We start from the raw sequence: 16830 nt of genomic DNA, 5'->3' as shown, positions 1-16830 counted from the left end.
GCCCTTCCCTTCGCTCAGGTCTCACCATGCCAGGCTTCGTACGCGGCGGCCGCGACCACCAGGTCCTCCCATGCCATGCCGGTGCCCTTGAACACGCGCGGCCCGGCCCCGGCGGCCACCCGGCCGGCTACCAGGTCGGCGAGGTCGCCGGCGAGATGGTGGGTGGTGATCGTACCGTGGCTGATCGGGATGACGACATCGCCTGCTTCGGCGAGCGCGGCGGTCCTGGCCTCCACGACCACCGTGGAGCGGGCCATCAGGTCGCCGTCGAGCTCCCGCGCGTCCGGCTCGTGCGAGCCGATGGCGACGACGGTGGCGCCGTCGCGGACCAGCCCGCCGGGGAACAGCGGCTCCCTGGCGGTCGTGCAGCAGGCGATGAGATCGGCGCCCCGGACAGCCTCCGCCACCTCGTCCGTCACCCGTGCCGGGGAGCCCGGCTCCTGCGGGCGGGCGGTGAGTGCGGCCGTTTCCAGGCCGAGGTCCGCGCAGCGAGCCGCGAAGGCCTGCACGCGGGCCGGGTCGCGGCCGACGACGGTGACCCGGCGCAGCGGGCGGACCTCGCCGAACGCCAGGACGTGGCCCCACGCCTGCGGGCCGGTGCCGAACACCACCAGGTCACCCGCGCCGGGGGCGGCCAGGTGGCGGACCGCCAGCGCGGAGACGGCCGGGGTGCGCAGGGAGGTGAGCGCGATGCCGTCCATGGCGGCCAGCGGCGTCAGGGTCTCGCCGTCGTACAGCAGGTAGGTGCCCTGGATGCGGGGCAGCCCGCGGGCGGCGTTGCCGGGCGCGACGGTGGCCGCCTTCACGCCGGCGTAGCGCCCGAAGGCGGCGGGCATGAGCAGGAGCTGCCCGGCGGGCAGCTCGACGACGGGCCGCCGCGGCGTCTCCTCGGGGTCGAGCCCGGCGCGCAGCGCGTCCTCCAGCAGCTGTACGGCACGCGCGGCGGGCACCAGCCGGGCCACGGCGTCCGCGTCGAGGTAGGGCAGCCCGCTCATCGCAGCGTGAACCCGGTGCCGAGCGGGTCGTCGGGGTCGAGCTCGAAGGAGTGCCGCCCGGTGCGATAGGCCATGCCCTCGATCTCGGGGATCACCCCGGCGCCGGTCACGCCGGTCACCCGTCCCAGGAACGTCGTGCCGACGACGCTCTCGTGCACGAGCGGGTCGCGCAGCCCGTCCTCGTGCAGCAGCGCCAGCCGGGCGGCGGTGCCCGACCCGCACGGCGACCGGTCGACCTCCCCGTCGGCGAACACCGTCACGTTGCGCTGGCGCGCGTACCCGGGCTCCCCGTCCAGCTCCTCGTGGAAGATGACCCCGTACACGCCGGACAGCCGGTCGTCGCCCGGGTGGCGGGCCGCCGGGTGCCCGGCCAGGTCCGCCTTGATGCGCCGTCCCCAGGCGATCAGCTCCGTCAGGTGCTCCGGCCCGACCTTCAGCCCCACGGCCGCGGCCGGCACCGAGGCGTAGATCGCTCCCCCGTACGCGAGGTCGACCTGCACGCCGGCGGCCTCGACGCCGCGCGCGACCACGTACGAGGGGACGTTGACGAAGGTGACGGCGGTGACGCGGCCGCCGGCGCTGCGCACCCGCGCCGTGACGCGGCCGGAGGGCACGTCGATGACCACGTCCGTCTCGCCGTCGGGGGCGGCCTCGACCAGGCCCTCGCGCACGGCGTGCACGCCGAGCGCGATCGTGCCGTGGCCGCACGCGGTGGAGTAGCCGTCCTTGTGCCAGAACAGCACGCCGAGGTGCGCGCCGGGGTCGTCGGGCGGTACGAGGAAGCAGCCGTACATGTCGGCGTGGCCGCGCGGCTCGTGGCAGAGCAGCCTGCGGAGGTGGTCGGCGGACGCGGCGTTGGCGCGGCGTTCCAGCACGGTGGCGCCCGGGATGTCGGGGACGCCGCCGGTGACGATCCGGAACGGCTCGCCGGCCGTGTGGTAGTCGACCGTGGTGACGGTTGTCGGGATGGTCGTGGGGATGGTCGTGGGGATGGTCACAGCTCGAAGCCCTCCGGGAAGGGGTCACGCGGGTCCAGGAAGTACTGGGCGGTGCCGGTGATCCAGGCGCGGCCGGTGATGGACGGCACCACGGCGGTCCTGCCGCCGACGCTGGTCTCCTCCAGCAGCCTGCCCACGAACCGGGTGCCGATGAACGACTCGTTGACGAAGTCGCGGCCGATCGGCAGCTCGCCGCGGGCGTGCAACTGGGCCATCCGGGCGCTGGTGCCGGTGCCGCAGGGCGAGCGGTCGAACCAGCCGGGGTGGATGGCCATGGCGTGCCGCGAGTGGCGGGCGTCGGAGCCGGGGGCGGCGAAGTAGACGTGGTGGCAGCCGCGGATGCGGTCGTCCTCCGGGTGCACCGGCTCGGCGGCGGCGTTGATCGCCTCCATGGTGGCCAGCCCGGCGGCGAGGATCTCCCCGCCGGCCTTGCGGTCGAACGGCAGCCCGTACGCGTCGAGGTCGGCGATGGCGTAGAAGTTGCCGCCGTACGCCAGGTCGTAGCGGATCTCCCCGTACCCGGGGACCTCCACGACGGCGTCGAGCCGGTCGGCGTAGGACGGGACGTTGCGCAGCGTCACGGACATCGCCATGCCGTCCTGGACCGCCACGTCCACCTCCACCAGCCCGGCCGGGACCTCCAGCCGGACGGTGGTGACGGGCTCGGTGACCTCGACCATGCCGGTCTCGACGAGCACGGTGGCCACGCCGATGGTGCCGTGGCCACACATCGGCAGCAGCCCGGACACCTCGATGAACAGCACGCCCCAGTCGGCGTCGGGCCGGGTGGGCGGCTGCAGGATGGCGCCGCTCATGGCGGCGTGGCCGCGCGGCTCGTTCATCAGCAGCTTGCGTACGTGGTCGAGGTGGTCGCGGAAGTGGACCCGCCGCTCGGCCATGGTGGCGCCGGGGACGACCCCGACGCCGCCGGTGATGACCCGGGTCGGCATGCCCTCGGTGTGCGAGTCGACGGCGTGGAAGACCCGCCTGGTCCTCATCGCAGGCCCTCCGCGAGCGCCTTCTCGGTGACGGCGCGGACGGCCGCCTCCTGCTCGGCGGTGAGCGGCTGCCGGGGCTGGCGGCACGGGCCGCCGCGGCGGCCGGCCAGGTCCATGGAGAGCTTGATGGCCTGGACGAACTCGGTCTTGGAGTCCCAGCGCAGCAGCGCGTGCAGCTGCTTGTAGAGCGGCAGCGCCGTCGCCAGGTCGTGCGCCGTGGCGGCCTGGTAGAGGGCGACGTTGGAGACGGGCAGCGCGTTCGGGTAGCCCGCGATCCAGCCCTTGGCCCCGGCCAGCGCCAGCTCCAGCAGCACGTCGTCGGAGCCGATGAGCAGGTCGAGGCCCGGGGCCAGCTCGGCCAGCTCGTAGGCGCGCCGCGGGTCGCCGGTGAACTCCTTGACCGCCACGATCAGCCCTTCCTCGTGCAGCCTGGCCAGCAGCGCCGGGGTCAGGTCGACCTTGGTGTCGTAGGGGTTGTTGTACGCGACGACGGGCACCCCGGCTCCGGCCACCTCACGATAGTGCGCGAAGACGGCCCGCTCCTCGGCCCGGTAGGCGTTCGGCGGCAGCAGCAGCACCGACCCGCAGCCCAGCTCGGCGGCCTTCTCGGCCCACCGCCGCGACTCGGCCGCGCCGTACGCGCCGACGCCGGCCATCACGCGGTCGCCGCCGACCGCCTCGACGGCGGTCTCCAGGACCCTGGCGCGCTCCTCGGGGGTGAGGGTCTGGTACTCGCCGAGCGAGCCGTTGGGGACGACGCCGTCGCAGCCGCTCTCCACCAGCCAGCGGCAGTGCGCGGCGTAGCCGTCGTAGTCGACGGACAGGTCGTCGTGCAGCGGGAGCGTGGTGGCGACCATGATGCCGTGCCAGGGGCGGGTGCGTTCAGTCATGGGGTTCCTCCAGGGTGAGTTCGGCGAGGTCGGCCAGGGTGACGGGCTGGGCGATGGGGCGGCGGGGCGCGGCCTGGCCGCCGCCGGCGAGGCAGGCGACGGGGTAGGCGCAGACGCGTCCCTGGCACCAGCCCATGCCGGCCCGGGACAGCAGCTTGGCGGAGCGCGCGTCGGTGGCCCCCAGCTCGCGCGCCTCGCGGATCCCGGCCAGCGGCACCTCCTCGCACCGGCACACGACCGTGTCGTCCCGCAGCCAGCCGCGCCATCCGTCCTTGACGGGGTAGGCGGCCAGCAGCGCGGCGGCGAACGCGCGCATCCGCGTCCGTCTCCTCAGCAGGACGTCCGGCACGCCGGCGGCGCGTGTCGCCGGGGCGGTCCCGCGGGCTGCCGCGATGGACAGGCCCGCGACGCGGCCTTCGATCTCGGCCAGGTGGCGGCCGCCGACGCCGGTGGGCTCGCCCGCGGCCCAGACGCCGGGGACGGTGGTGCGCTGGGCGGCGTCGACGGAGAGCACCGGGGTGCCGTCGGCGTCCGGGCGGGTGGCGCAGCCGAGCTGGACCCCGAGGTCGAGCTGCGGGACGAACCCGTAGCCGGTGGCGAGCGTGTCGCAGGGGACGCGGCGGGCCGACAGCACGTTCCAGTCGCGGTCCAGGCGGGCGACGGTGACGGCCTCCAGCTCCCGGTCACCGTGGGCGGCCACCACCGCGTGCCGGGTCCGGTACGGGACGCGGCGACGGGCCAGCGCCGCCAGGTATCCGGCGGCCTCGCCGGCCTTGTCCAGGGCGAGCAGGGGGTGCCGGGCCAGGCCGAGCCCGCCGTTGGCCTCGTACACGCCGGGAACCTCGGCCCCCGCCGCGGCCAGGCCCGCCGCGACGGGCAGCAGGAACGGCCCGGTCCCCGCCACCACGACCCGCCTGCCCGCCACCACTCCGTGGCCTTTGAGCAGCGCCTGCGCCCCGCCCGCCGTGAGCACCCCGGGCAGGTCCCATCCGGGGAACGGCAGCGGCCTGTCGTGCGCCCCGGTGGCGATCAGCAGCCGACGGCTCCGGACGGCGGCCCCGCCCAGGCAGTGGACGGTGAACCCGTCGTCCTCCCGGGTGACGGCCCACACCTGCCGTCGCGTCATGACGTCGGCGCGGTCCTCCAGGGCCCGCACCTGGCGGGCGAACCGCTCGAAGCCCTTGGTCGCGGGCTCGTCCGGTACGTCCCGGTGCCGGAAATACTGGCCCCCGGGCCGTACCCCGGAGTCGACGAGCACCACCCGCAGCCCCCGCTGCGCCGCCGTCAGCGCCCCCGCCACCCCGGCGGGGCCGCCGCCGACGACGGCGAGATCGTAGACGGTCATGAGGTGGTCACCTCGTCCCCCGGACGGGCCTCGGCCAGGCAGGCGCGCTCCACGGGCCCGCCGTTGACGCTGATCAGGCAGTCGAAGCAGATCCCGATCCCGCAGAAGAGACCCCGCGGCCGGCCGCCCACGCGGGTGGTGCGCCAGGCGCGGATGCCCGCCGCGTGCAGGGCCGCGCCGATCGTCTGGCCGGGCCGCGCCGGCACGGGCCGCCCGTCGACGGTGATCTCGAAGGTCAACGGTCCTCCCCGGAGCGGAAGCGGTCAGGACGGAACGGCCACAGGTCCAGGTCGGGCCGGCGGCCGGTGAGCACCTGGGCGAGCAGGTGGCCGGTGGCGGGCGCCAGGCCGATGCCGGCGCCCTCGTGGCCGCAGGCGTGGTGCAGCCCGGGCGCGCGCGGGTCGGCGCCGATCACGGGCAGGTGGTCGGGGCAGTACGGGCGGAACCCGCAGTAGGACCGGATGGCGCGCACCTCACGCAGCGCCGGGAACAGGGCGACGGCCTGGGCCGCCAGCCGCGACAGCACCGGCAGCGAGGTGGTCCGGTCGAACCCGACCCGCTCCCTGCTGGCCCCGATGAGCACGGTGCCCGCCGGGGTGCCCTCGACGACGGCCGAGGTCTCCAGCCCGGCGGAGTCGCTGGCGACGTTGGTGACGTACGCGGCGGTGTAGACCTTGTGCCGGATGAGCGGCCGGGGCAGCGGTTCGGTGACGAGGATGAACCCGCGCCTGGGCAGAATGGGCAGCGTCACCCCCGCGCGGGCGGCCAGTTCGCCGCCCCAGGTGCCGGCGGCGTTGACCACGGCCCCGGCCAGCATGTCGCCCTCGCTGGTGCGCACGCCGGTGACGCGGTCGCCGGAGCGGGTGAAGCCGGTGACGGTGACGCCGAGCCGCACCTTCAGCGCGCCGCGGCCGAAGCTGTCGGCGCCGTGCCGGAGCAGCCGGGCGGCGGCCAGCATGGGCTGGACCTGCGCGTCCTGCGGGTAGTGGACGCCGCCGGCCAGCCCGCCGGCCAGCTCGGGCTCCAGCGCGCGCAGCCCGTCCGCGGGCACGACCTCGTGCGGCACGTCCTGCTCGGCGGCCAGTTCCACCAGCCGTTCCTGGACGTCGGGCGTCTCGGCGACGACCAGGCCGCCCTTGGGCTCGTACTCGAAGCCGCCGCCCGTCGCGGCCAGCTCCCGCCACAGGCGGCTGGACAGCAGGGCGAGCTCCAGCTCGGGGCCTGGCTCCTTGTCGGAGACGAGCACGTTGCCCTCGCCCGCCCCGGTGGTGCCGCCGGCCACGGGGCCGCGGTCGAGGACGGTCACGTCGAGCCCGGCGCGGGCGGCGTAGTAGGCGCACGCGGCTCCGACGACCCCCGCGCCGACCACGATGACGTCGGACATCGCCCACCTCCCTTCAGTAATATGTCACATACGCCGGAGGTTGAAAAGGCGGTGAAAGGACCGGCCCATGGGGCCCGTACCATCGATGACGTGAAGCTACCCACGGACCATCACTCCCCCCTCGTACGGCGCCTGTTCTCCTTCTGGGCGCCGACACCCGCGGCCGTGCGGGGCTGGGCGCTGGCTTCCGTGGTGGTCAACGCCGGCATCACCGTGAGCGGCGCGGTGGTGCGCGTCACCGGCTCGGGCCTGGGCTGCCCGACCTGGCCGCGCTGCACCCCCGACAGCTTCGTCCCGGTCGCGCACCCCGAGGTCGACCCCCTCAACATGGCCATCGAGTTCGGCAACCGGCTGGTGACGTTCCTGGTGCTGGTGGTGGGCCTGGCCTGCGTCGTCGCGGCGATGCGCCTGTCGCCGCGGCGCGAGTCGCTGGTGCGGCTGGCCTGGCTGCAGCCGGTGGGCATCGCCGCGCAGGCGCTGTGGGGCGGCGTGGTGGTCGGCACCATGCTCAACCCGATCACGGTGAGCATGCACTTCCTGCTGTCGATCGGCCTGACCGCCGCCTGCTGGGCGCTCTACGCGCGCGCCGGCGAGGGTGACGCGCCGGCCCGCCCGGTGGTCCACCGCGACCTCCGGCGGCTCGGGCAGGTCCTGGTGGCGGCGGTGTTCGTGCTGGTGGTCGCGGGCGTGGTGGTGACGGGTACGGGGCCGCACTCGGGTGACGTGGTGGCCTCGCGGTTCGGCTTCGACATCGAGACCGTGGCGCGGCTGCACGCCGACGTCGCCTACCTGGTGGTCGGGCTCACGTTCGCGCTGGCGTTCGCGCTGCGCGTGACCGGCGCGCCCCTGCGGGCCCGCCGGGCGGCGTGGACGCTGCTGGCGGTGGAGCTGCTGCAGGGCGTGATCGGCTACGTCCAGTACTTCCTGGGCGTGCCCGCCGCCCTGGTGACGCTGCACGTGCTCGGCTCGACCCTGGTGTGGATCTGCGCGCTCTGGGTGGTCACCACGCTGCGCACGCACGACCCGCTGGACGAGCCCGCCGCCCGGCCCGTCGCCGAGGCCGCCGCCCCCGCCTGATCGGGCCCCGGCCACTCCCCCACCCGGTCGTCCTCCGCGACCCGTGCCTGTCTGTCAGGCTTTGGGGTGAGAAGTCCGCCACTCCCCCACCGCCGCGAGGCGCCTTTCGCGGCATTCGTCCGCCCCTCTCGGAACTCAGCCGGGCGCGTAACCGGCCGTGCCGGCGGGCGCGGGCGGCACCGGGAACTCGGCGCGGGCGGTGCTCATGCACTCCAGCAGGGCCCGCTGCTCCTCGTGGAAGGTCTGCTCGTCCACCATGCGCCGGGCGGCGCGCTCGTGCAGCAGCCCCAGCTCGGTCGCGGCGAGCTGGTAGTCGCTCATCGCGCGCAGCCCTTTCCTGCCGCCGTACACGCGGGCCCACTGACGGGCGTGCCTGCGCCGGGGCAGCGCCGACAGCATGTGGATGTCGTCCCTGGTCACCAGCTTGGTCGGCTCGTACGGGGGCAGGTAGAGCTGGATGAGCGCGACGATGCGGCGCCGGTCGCGGACCACGACGCCGATCAGCACCACGAGCACCACCATCAGCACCAGGTAGGCGACGACCAGCCCGGTGAAGCCGCCGTACGAGACGAGCCCGTTCCAGAGGCCGTGCAGGATCATCGCGCCCGACCAGCCGGCCATGATGGAGAAGGTCCGCTCCGGCCCGTGCCGCTGCGCCGCGAAGGCGACCGCCACCCCGATCATCGAGGTGAACAGCGGGTGCGCGAACGGCGACAGGATGCCGCGCAGCACCACGGTGACGGCCAGCCCCACCCCGCCGGCCTCGGAGTTGAGCGCGGCCAGGTAGTAGCTGACGTTCTCGCTCATGGCGAAGCCGAGCCCGACCATGCTGGCGTAGATGATGCCGTCGGTGAGCCCGTCGAGCTCGAACCTGCGGAAGCGCAGCATCCCGAGCAGGACGAGCCCTTTCATCGTCTCCTCGACGACGGGGGCGCCGAAGGTGGCCGCGATGTTGCGGGCGCTGGCCTCCGACAGGTTGACGGTGTCCATGATGTAGTGCAGGTTGAGCGAGTTGACCACGCCCGCGACCAGCACGGCCACGCCCGCCCCCCAGGCGAAGGCGAAGATCAGGTTGCTGCGCGGCTCCGGCTCCATCCGGTCGAGCGCGAGCACGGCGGCCAGCAGCAGCGGCACCGGCGCCAGAGCCAGGGCCAGCGCGATGAAGAACTGCACCGGCTCGCCGTTGAGCACGTCGAAGGAGAACGACACGAGCGTGCAGATGCCGGTGAGGACCAGCCCGATGATCAACGCTGACGACGGGCGGTCCTTGAACACCCAGCGTGGATCATGGGACGGCATACGGTGACTGTAACCGATCAGGAATGTGATGTCCTACCTGCGATTCGGTTACAGGCGGCAAGGGATCAGGACAGCAACGGGTCGATGGCGACGGCCAGGAACAGCAGCGCCAGGTAGGCGTTCGACCAGTGGAAGAACCGCATCGGCCGCAGGTCGACCCCGGTCTTGCCGGCGTTGAGCCGGGTCAGCAGGGCGTGCACCTCCCACAGGCACAGCGCGCCCAGCACGGCGGCCACCGCCGGGTAGAACAGCGTGGTGCCGGCGACCGGCCACAGGGCCAGCGAGCACAGCACGGTCGCCCAGGTGTAGGCGATCGACTCCAGGATCACCCGGCGCTCGGTGGCGACCACGGGCAGCATCGGGACCTTGGCCGCCGCGTAGTCCTCCTTGTAGCGCATGGCCAGGGTCCAGGTGTGCGGCGGCGTCCAGAAGAACACCACGCCGAAGAGCACCAGCGGCGCCCAGTCGAGCCGCTCGGTGATGCCCGCCCAGCCGATCAGCACCGGCATGCAGCCCGCGATGCCGCCCCACACGATGTTCTGCGCGGTGCGCCGCTTGAGGATCAGCGAGTAGACCAGCACGTAGTAGAGGATCGCGGCGGTCGACAGCGCGGCCGCGAGCCAGTTGGTCGTCAGCCACAGCCCCGCGGTGGACAGCACGCCCAGCACGATGCCGAAGACCAGCGCGGCCCGCGGCGACACCTGGTGCCTGGCCAGCGGCCGGCGCCGGGTGCGGCGCATCTTCTGGTCGATGTCGCGGTCGATGTAGCAGTTGAGCGCGTTGGCGCTGCCCGCCGAGAGCGTGCCGAACACCATGACCGACACCGCCGTCCACAGCGGCGGCAGGCCGCCGGCCGCCAGGAACATCACGGGCAGCGTCGAGATCAGCAGCAGCTCGATGACGCGCGGCTTGGTGAGGGCTACGTAGGCCATGACGACCTCACCGATCGACCGCGGCGCGGGATGCGCCGGGGTGGTCTCCCGGTGGCCGGGGGCGTCGTGCGGCCTGCTCGCCTGCCTGTTCGTCAGCACCGTCAAGGCGCTTCCAGCACGTGCGGAGTCAACGCGTAACCTCGGATTGAAGCGGATTCGTGAGGGCAGCCGGGGCGTCCCTGGGAACAAGCAAACTGTAGTCGCAGGGATGGGCGGTCCGGCCAAGGGGGTGCGTGGGCCTGTTCGCGGACACGCTCGGGTGGATAGGGAATCGATGGCCGTCTCCACTCGGTTAGGGTCCCGTGTGGGCGGGATTTTGCCAACAGGCACCATCAGCAGACGAAGAGATTCCGGAGATCGAGCTTGAGCACCGAACTCGTGCCAGCCCTTGAGTGGACCGACCTCGACAAGCAAGCTGTCGACGTGGTCCGAGCGCTGGCGATGGACGCAGTGGAGAAGGCGGGCTCGGGACACCCAGGCACCGCGATGAGTCTGGCTCCCGCCGCATACCTGCTCTTCCAGCGTGCGATGCGGCACGACCCGACCGACCCCAACTGGATCGGCCGCGACCGCTTCGTGCTCTCCGCCGGGCACACCAGCCTGACGCTGTACATCCAGCTCTACCTGTCGGGCTACGGGCTCACGCTGGACGACCTGCGGCGGCTGCGCCAGTGGGACAGCCTCACGCCCGGTCACCCGGAGCACGGCCACACCGCCGGCGTGGAGACCACGACGGGTCCGCTGGGCCAGGGCCTGGGCAACGCCGTGGGCATGGCGATGGCGGCCCGCCGCGAGCGCGGCCTGTTCGACCCGGACGCCGAGCCGGGCCGGTCGCCGTTCGACCACCACATCTGGTGCGTCGTCAGCGACGGCGACATCGAGGAGGGCATCAGCCACGAGGCCAGCTCGCTCGCCGGCCACCAGAAGCTGGGCAACCTCATCGTCATCTGGGACGACAACCGCATCTCCATCGAGGACGACACCCTCATCGCCAAGTCCGAGGACGTGGTCAAGCGCTACGAGGCCTACGGCTGGCACACCCTGAGCGTCGACTGGACCCAGTCCGGCGACTACGCCGAGGACGTGCAGGCGCTGCACGAGGCGCTGGAGGCGGCCAAGGCCGAGACCGACCGTCCCTCGTTCGTCCGGCTGCGCACGATCATCGGCTGGCCCTCACCCAACAAGCAGAACACCGGCAAGATCCACGGCTCGGCGCTCGGCGCCGAGGAGGTCGCCGCCACCAAGCAGGTGCTCGGCATGGACCCCGCCAAGACCTTCGACGTGCCCGCCGAGGTGCTCCAGCACGCCCGCGAGGTGGCCACCCGCGGCCGTCACGAGCACGCCGAGTGGGAGCACGGCTACCGGCGCTGGCGCTCGGCCCACCCGGAGCGGGCCGCGGAGCTCGACCGCATCTCCCACCGTGAGCTGCCCGCCGGCTGGGCGGGCGCGCTGCCGTCGTTCGACGTGGGCGGCTCGATCTCCACCCGCAAGGCCTCCGGCGAGGTGCTGAGCGCGCTCGCGCCGGTGCTGCCCGAGCTGTGGGGCGGCTCGGCCGACCTGGCCGAGTCCAACAACACCACGATGAAGGGCGAGCCGTCCTTCATCCCCGAGGAGTTCCAGACCAAGGAGTTCCCCGGCAACCGCTACGGCCGCACGCTCCACTTCGGCATCCGCGAGCACGCCATGGGCGCCATTCTCAACGGCATCGCGCTGCACGGCGGCACCCGCCCCTACGGCGGCACGTTCCTGGTGTTCTCCGACTACATGCGCCCGTCGGTGCGGCTGGCCGCGCTGATGAAGCTGCCGGTCGTGTACGTGTGGACGCACGACTCCATCGGCCTGGGCGAGGACGGCCCGACCCACCAGCCGATCGAACACCTGTGGTCGCTGCGCGCCATCCCCGGCCTGGACGTGGTGCGCCCGGCCGACGCCAACGAGACGGCCGCGGCCTGGAAGGCGGTGCTGGAGCACACCGACCGGCCCGCGGCGCTCGCGCTGACCCGGCAGAACCTGCCGGTCCTGGAGGGCGCCAGCGCCGACGGCGTGGCCCACGGCGGCTACGTCCTGCGCGAGGCCTCCGACGGCCAGCCCAAGGTCATCCTGATCGCGACCGGCAGCGAGGTGGAGATCGCGATCCACGGCCGCGAGCTGCTGGAGTCGCAGGGCATTCCGGCACGGGTCGTGTCGATGCCGTGTGTCGAGTGGTTCAAGGGGCAGGACTCCGCATACAGGCAGACCGTCCTGCCGTCGTCGATCCGGGCTCGGGTCGCGGTCGAGGCGGGCATCGCCCTCGGCTGGCACGAGTTCGTCGGAGAGTGCGGCGAGGTCGTGAGCCTCGAACACTTCGGCGCCTCCGCGCCGTACAGGACGTTGTACGAGCAGTTCGGGCTGACGGCGGAGCGCGTGGCCGCGGCGGCCAGGGCGTCCCTGGCCAAGCTGGGCCAGGACAAGGGCGAGACGACGGGAAACTGAGTGACATGAGCGAGATCCTGAAGAAGCTGTCGGGCCAGGGCGTGGCCATCTGGCTCGACGACATCAGCCGCGAGCGCCTGCGCACGGGCAACCTGGAGCAGCTGATCCGCGAGAAGAACATCGTCGGGGTGACGTCCAACCCGACGATCTTCGCCAGCGCGCTGAGCAAGGGCGACGCGTACGACACGCAGATGCACGACCTGGCGGTGCGCGGCGTCGACATCGGCGAGGCGGTGCGCGCCATCACCACCTACGACATCCGGTGGGCCGCCGACGTGCTGCGCCCGGTGTACGACTCGACCTCGGGCGTCGACGGGCGGGTGTCGCTGGAGGTCGACCCGCGCCTGGCGCGCGACACCGAGAAGACGGTCGCCGAGGCGAGGGCGCTGTGGTGGCTGGTCGACCGGCCCAACCTGTTCATCAAGATCCCGGCGACCCTCGAAGGCCTGCCGGCGATCACGCAGGCGATCGGCGAGGGCATCAGCGTCAACGTCACGCTGATCTTCTCCCTGGAACGCTACCGCGCCGTGATGGACGCCTGGCTGGCCGGTCTGGAGGCCGCCCAGGCCAAGGGGCTCAACCTAGCGACGATCGAGTCGGTGGCGTCGTTCTTCGTCAGCCGCGTCGACACCGAGATCGACGGCCGCCTCGACAAGCTCGGCAGGCCCGAGCTGAAGGGCAAGGCCGCCGTCGCCAACGCGCGCCTGGCCTACGCCGCGTTCGAGGAGATCATGAACACCGACCGCTGGCAGCGCCTGCGCGCCGCCGGCGCCCGGCCGCAGCGCCCGCTGTGGGCCTCGACCGGCGTCAAGAACCCCGACTACGCCGACACCATGTACGTCGACCAGCTGGTGGCGCCCGGCACGGTCAACACCATGCCGGAGAAGACGCTCGACGCGACCGCCGACCACGGCGACGTCGGCGGTGACAGTGTGCGTCCCTTCTACGAGCAGGCCTGGAACACCATGGCCGAGCTCAAGGACGCCGGCATCGACTACGACGACGTGGTGCGGGTGCTGGAGGATGAGGGTGTGCAGAAGTTCGAGGCGTCCTGGAACGAACTGCTCGACAGCGTACGCAAGAACCTGGTCCCCTAGACCGCCGGCGCCGCGGCGAGGAGCCCGGCTCCTCCGCCGCGGCGCACCCGCACAGGAGGTTTGAGATGAGTGACCCGGCAGGGCCCCCGGAGGAGGCGCTCGCGGTCGCGGCCGCCGTCGCCGGCACCTCGACGACGATCGAGGTGGCGGCCGCCAACCCGCTGCGCGACCCGCGTGACAAGCGGCTGCCGCGGGTGGCGGGCCCGTGTGTGATGGTGCTGTTCGGCGTGACGGGTGACCTGGCCAAACGCAAGCTGCTGCCGGCCATCTACGACCTGGGCAACCGAGGGCTGCTGCCGCCCGGTTTCTCGCTGGTCGGGTTCGCCCGGCGTGATTGGCAGGACCAGGATTTCGCCCAGCTGACGCATGACGCGGTGAAGACGCACGCCCGGACCCCGTTCCGTGAGGAGGTCTGGCGGCAGCTGCGCGAGGGCATCCATTTCGTGCCGGGCGAGTTCTCCGACGACGGCGCGTTCGACGCGCTGGCGATGGCGCTGCGGGAGATCGACGAGCTGCGCGGCACGGGCGGCAACTACGCGTTCTACCTCTCGGTGCCGCCGAAGTTCTTCCCCGTGGTGGTGGAGCAGCTCAAGCGGACGGGGCTGGCGCAGGCGCCCGACGGCTCGTGGCGGCGGGTGGTGATCGAGAAGCCGTTCGGCCACGACCTGAAGTCGGCGCACGAGCTGAACGAGATCACCACGTCGGCCTTCCCGGAGAGCTCGATCTTCCGGATCGACCACTATCTGGGCAAGGAGACCGTCCAGAACATCATGGCGCTGCGGTTCGCCAACAACCTGTACGAACCGATCTGGAACCGCAGCTTCGTCGACCACGTGCAGATCACGATGGCCGAGGACATCGGCATCGGCGGCCGGGCCGGCTACTACGACGGCATCGGCGCGGCCCGCGACGTGATCCAGAACCACCTGCTGCAGCTGCTGGCGCTGGTGGCGATGGAGGATCCGACCTCCTTCGACGCCAAGGCGCTGCGCCGCGAGAAGGAGAAGGTGCTCAGGGCCGTGCGGCTGCCGTCCGACCTGGCGCTCAACACGGCGCGCGGCCAGTACGCCGCGGGCTGGCAGGGCGGCCAGAAGGTGGCCGGCTACCTCCAGGAGGACGGCATCTCGTCCGACTCGATGACCGAGACGTACGCCGCGGTCAAGCTGGAGATCGCCAACCGGCGCTGGGCCGGCGTGCCGTTCTACCTGCGCACCGGCAAGCGGCTGGGCCGCCGGGTGACCGAGGTGGCGGTGGTGTTCCAGCGGGCTCCGCACCTGCCGTTCAGCAAGGACGACACCGAGATATTGGGGCAGAACGCGCTGGTGGTGCGGGTGCAGCCGGACGAGGGCATCACGGTGCGGTTCGGCTCGAAGGTGCCGGGCACCGCGATGGAGGTGCGCGACGTGTCCATGGACTTCGCCTACGGCGAGTCGTTCCTGGAGACGTCGCCCGAGGCGTACGAGCGGCTGCTGCTCGACGTGATGATCGGCGACCCGCCGCTCTTCCCGCACCAGCGCGAGGTGGAGCTGTCGTGGACGATCCTCGATCCGATCGAGGAGTTCTGGGCCACCCAGGGGCAGCCGGAGCCCTACCCCTCCGGGTCGTGGGGGCCGCCGTCGGCCGACGAGATGATGGCCCGCGACGGGCGCGTGTGGAGGAGGCTCTAGTGACAGGCGTTGGACGCGGCACGAGACCGGCGCGGGAGGCGTCGTGACCACTTTCATGCTGGCCGACACGACGGCGGGGAAGATCTCCAGCCAGCTCACGCAGCTGCGCCACCAGATGGGCGCGCCCGCGGTCGGCATGGTGCTGACGCTGGTGGTGGTGTGCGAGGAGCGCGACCAGTACGACTCGGTGCGCGCGGCCACCGAGGCGGCGCGCGAGCACCCGTCCCGCATCATCGTGGTGATCAACAGGGAGACCGAGGAGGCCAACCGGCTCGACGCCGAGCTGCGCATCGGCGAGTCCGCGCCGGGCGAGACGGTGGTGCTGCGACTGTACGGGGAGCTGACCGACCACGCCGACTCGGTGGTGAGCCCGCTGCTGCTGCCCGACACGCCGGTGGTCGCCTGGTGGCCCGGCCGGGCGCCCGACGTGCCGTCGGAGGACTCGATCGGGACGCTCGCCCAGCGGCGGCTCACCGACGCCAGGTCCGCCCCCGACGGGGTCGCCGCCCTGCTGGCCAGGGCCAAGGGCTACTCGGCCGGCGACACCGACCTGGCGTGGGCGCGGCTGACGCCGTGGCGCAGCCTGCTGGCGGCCGCGTTCGACCAGCCGGTGGGCAAGGTGTACGGCGGGCAGGTGGCGGCCTCCGCCGACAACCCGAGCGCGCCGCTGCTGGCCGCCTGGCTGGCGGAGCGGCTCGACGTGCCGGTCGGCACCGCCGAGTCCGACGGGCCCGGGCTCACCGAGGTCCGGCTCACGCTCGACGACGGCGAGCTGTCGGTGACGCGCGACGACGCCCGGGTGGCCACCCTGTCGCGTCCCGGCCAGCCCGACCGGAACGTGGCCCTGACCCGGCGCCACCTGTCCGAACTGCTCGCCGAGGAGCTGCGCCGGCTCGACTCCGACGAGACCTACGAGCTGGCCGTCAAGCGCCTGGCCCGGACGTACGCACACTAAGGTGATACGGGTGAGCGTTCCCACTGTTGTCGTGCACCGCGACGCCGACGTGCTGGCCAAGGCCGTGGCCGCGCGGATCATCACCCGGCTGGTCGACGCGCAGTCCGCGAAGGGCTCCGCGTCCCTGGTGCTGACCGGCGGCACCGTCGGCATCGCCACGCTGGCCGCCATCCGCGACACCCCCGCCAGAGACGCCGTCGACTGGCGGCGTCTCGACATCTGGTGGGGCGACGAGCGGTTCCTGCCGTCGGGCGACCCCGAGCGCAACGAGACGGGCGCCCGGCAGGCGCTGCTCGACCACGTCGACGTCGACCCGTCGCGGGTCCATGTGATGGCCGGGCCCGACTCGGGCCTGTCGGCGGAGGAGTCGGCCGACGCCTACGCCACCGAGCTGGCCAAGGCCGCCCGGCCCGAGGACCACGGGCCGGCGCCCAGCTTCGACGTGATGCTGCTGGGCATGGGCCCCGACGCGCACGTCGCGTCGCTGTTCCCCGGGATGCCGGCGCTCTACGACACCCGCCCGGCGGTGGCGGTGCACGGCGCCCCGAAGCCGCCGCCGACCCGGATCACGCTGACGCTGCCGGTGATCCAGGGCTCGCGCGAGGTGTGGGTGGTGGCGGCCGGCGAGGAGAAGTCCGGCGCCGTCCGCCTGGCCCTGGAGGAGTCCGGCCCGGTGCAGCAGGAACAGGGTGCGGCGGCCAGCAAGATCCCGCCCGGCCTG

15 protein-coding genes are annotated in these 16830 nt (G+C 72.9%); 6 read left to right on the top strand and 9 right to left on the bottom strand.

The window, feature by feature from the left end; translation table 11 throughout:
• Positions 1-14: 14 nt before the first annotated feature.
• From KME79_RS29520 to KME79_RS29490, 7 genes are read right to left on the bottom strand one after another with little or no spacing between them, the layout of a single operon-like run.
• On the bottom strand, positions 15-995 hold the full coding sequence (locus KME79_RS29520; protein WP_219547682.1) for an ornithine cyclodeaminase family protein: 981 nt from the start codon (positions 993-995) through the stop codon (positions 15-17).
• The gene (locus tag KME79_RS29515) at positions 992-1993 is read right to left on the bottom strand and encodes a proline racemase family protein (protein ID WP_308249095.1); all 1002 of its coding nucleotides are present in this window, start codon (positions 1991-1993) and stop codon (positions 992-994) included. The genes KME79_RS29520 and KME79_RS29515 overlap by 4 nt, the downstream gene beginning before the upstream one ends.
• Positions 1990-2991 (bottom strand): proline racemase family protein, encoded by a 1002-nt coding sequence (locus KME79_RS29510; protein ID WP_219547680.1) that lies wholly within the window; start codon positions 2989-2991, stop codon positions 1990-1992. The genes KME79_RS29515 and KME79_RS29510 overlap by 4 nt, the downstream gene beginning before the upstream one ends.
• A complete protein-coding gene (locus KME79_RS29505; RefSeq protein WP_148031288.1) occupies positions 2988-3881 on the bottom strand; it encodes a dihydrodipicolinate synthase family protein in 894 nt (297 codons plus the stop codon). The genes KME79_RS29510 and KME79_RS29505 overlap by 4 nt, the downstream gene beginning before the upstream one ends.
• A complete protein-coding gene (locus KME79_RS29500) occupies positions 3874-5226 on the bottom strand; it encodes an FAD/NAD(P)-dependent oxidoreductase (RefSeq protein WP_219547678.1) in 1353 nt (450 codons plus the stop codon). Before KME79_RS29500 ends, KME79_RS29505 begins: the two co-directional genes overlap by 8 nt.
• Positions 5223-5465 (bottom strand): (2Fe-2S)-binding protein, encoded by a 243-nt coding sequence (locus KME79_RS29495; protein ID WP_148031286.1) that lies wholly within the window; start codon positions 5463-5465, stop codon positions 5223-5225. The genes KME79_RS29500 and KME79_RS29495 overlap by 4 nt, the downstream gene beginning before the upstream one ends.
• The gene (locus KME79_RS29490) at positions 5462-6610 is read right to left on the bottom strand and encodes an NAD(P)/FAD-dependent oxidoreductase (protein ID WP_219547676.1); all 1149 of its coding nucleotides are present in this window, start codon (positions 6608-6610) and stop codon (positions 5462-5464) included. Before KME79_RS29490 ends, KME79_RS29495 begins: the two co-directional genes overlap by 4 nt.
• A 90-nt stretch (positions 6611-6700) precedes the next feature.
• Between KME79_RS29490 and KME79_RS29485 the strand changes: the two genes are divergently transcribed.
• The gene (locus tag KME79_RS29485; protein ID WP_308249094.1) at positions 6701-7687 is read left to right on the top strand and encodes a COX15/CtaA family protein; all 987 of its coding nucleotides are present in this window, start codon (positions 6701-6703) and stop codon (positions 7685-7687) included.
• 135 nt (positions 7688-7822) lie between these two features.
• On the opposite strand, the gene KME79_RS29480 is transcribed toward KME79_RS29485, so the two are convergent.
• Positions 7823-8986, bottom strand: coding sequence for a PrsW family intramembrane metalloprotease (locus KME79_RS29480; protein WP_219547672.1), 1164 nt, complete (start codon positions 8984-8986; stop codon positions 7823-7825).
• Between the two features lie 65 nt (positions 8987-9051).
• A complete protein-coding gene (locus tag KME79_RS29475) occupies positions 9052-10023 on the bottom strand; it encodes a heme o synthase (protein WP_246640638.1) in 972 nt (323 codons plus the stop codon).
• A 336-nt stretch (positions 10024-10359) separates the two neighbouring features.
• Here KME79_RS29475 and tkt point away from each other — a divergent pair, with 336 nt between their 5' ends.
• From tkt to pgl, 5 genes are all read left to right on the top strand, one after another.
• A complete protein-coding gene (gene tkt / locus KME79_RS29470) occupies positions 10360-12390 on the top strand; it encodes a transketolase (RefSeq protein WP_246640642.1) in 2031 nt (676 codons plus the stop codon).
• 5 nt (positions 12391-12395) lie between these two features.
• Positions 12396-13487 (top strand): transaldolase, encoded by a 1092-nt coding sequence (tal, locus tag KME79_RS29465; RefSeq protein WP_219547668.1) that lies wholly within the window; start codon positions 12396-12398, stop codon positions 13485-13487.
• Positions 13488-13552: 65 nt separating this feature from the next.
• Positions 13553-15154, top strand: coding sequence for a glucose-6-phosphate dehydrogenase (zwf, locus tag KME79_RS29460; protein ID WP_246640637.1), 1602 nt, complete (start codon positions 13553-13555; stop codon positions 15152-15154).
• A gap of 43 nt (positions 15155-15197) precedes the next feature.
• Positions 15198-16109 (top strand): glucose-6-phosphate dehydrogenase assembly protein OpcA, encoded by a 912-nt coding sequence (locus KME79_RS29455; RefSeq protein WP_372452490.1) that lies wholly within the window; start codon positions 15198-15200, stop codon positions 16107-16109.
• A 10-nt stretch (positions 16110-16119) separates the two neighbouring features.
• Positions 16120-16830, top strand: a 711-nt coding sequence (gene pgl / locus KME79_RS29450; RefSeq protein ID WP_219547666.1) for a 6-phosphogluconolactonase, incomplete at its 3' end; no start/stop codon positions are given.

The sequence above is a fragment of the Nonomuraea harbinensis genome (genome assembly GCF_019396385.1).
GTDB lineage: Bacteria > Actinomycetota > Actinomycetes > Streptosporangiales > Streptosporangiaceae > Nonomuraea > Nonomuraea ferruginea.
This window is presented reverse-complemented; position numbering and strand designations above follow the sequence as displayed.

What these genes read in the sequence shown, in the direction of transcription:
- KME79_RS29505 (WP_148031288.1), bottom strand. Translation starts at nt 3,881, where the DNA reads ATGACTGAACGCACCCGCCCCTGGCACGGCATCATGGTCGCCACCACG.
- KME79_RS29520 (WP_219547682.1), bottom strand. Translation starts at nt 995, where the DNA reads ATGAGCGGGCTGCCCTACCTCGACGCGGACGCCGTGGCCCGGCTGGTG.
- tal (WP_219547668.1), top strand. Translation starts at nt 12,396, where the DNA reads ATGAGCGAGATCCTGAAGAAGCTGTCGGGCCAGGGCGTGGCCATCTGG.
- KME79_RS29490 (WP_219547676.1), bottom strand. Translation starts at nt 6,610, where the DNA reads ATGTCCGACGTCATCGTGGTCGGCGCGGGGGTCGTCGGAGCCGCGTGC.
- KME79_RS29500 (WP_219547678.1), bottom strand. Translation starts at nt 5,226, where the DNA reads ATGACCGTCTACGATCTCGCCGTCGTCGGCGGCGGCCCCGCCGGGGTG.
- KME79_RS29480 (WP_219547672.1), bottom strand. Translation starts at nt 8,986, where the DNA reads ATGCCGTCCCATGATCCACGCTGGGTGTTCAAGGACCGCCCGTCGTCA.
- zwf (WP_246640637.1), top strand. Translation starts at nt 13,553, where the DNA reads ATGAGTGACCCGGCAGGGCCCCCGGAGGAGGCGCTCGCGGTCGCGGCC.
- KME79_RS29510 (WP_219547680.1), bottom strand. Translation starts at nt 2,991, where the DNA reads ATGAGGACCAGGCGGGTCTTCCACGCCGTCGACTCGCACACCGAGGGC.
- tkt (WP_246640642.1), top strand. Translation starts at nt 10,360, where the DNA reads ATGGACGCAGTGGAGAAGGCGGGCTCGGGACACCCAGGCACCGCGATG.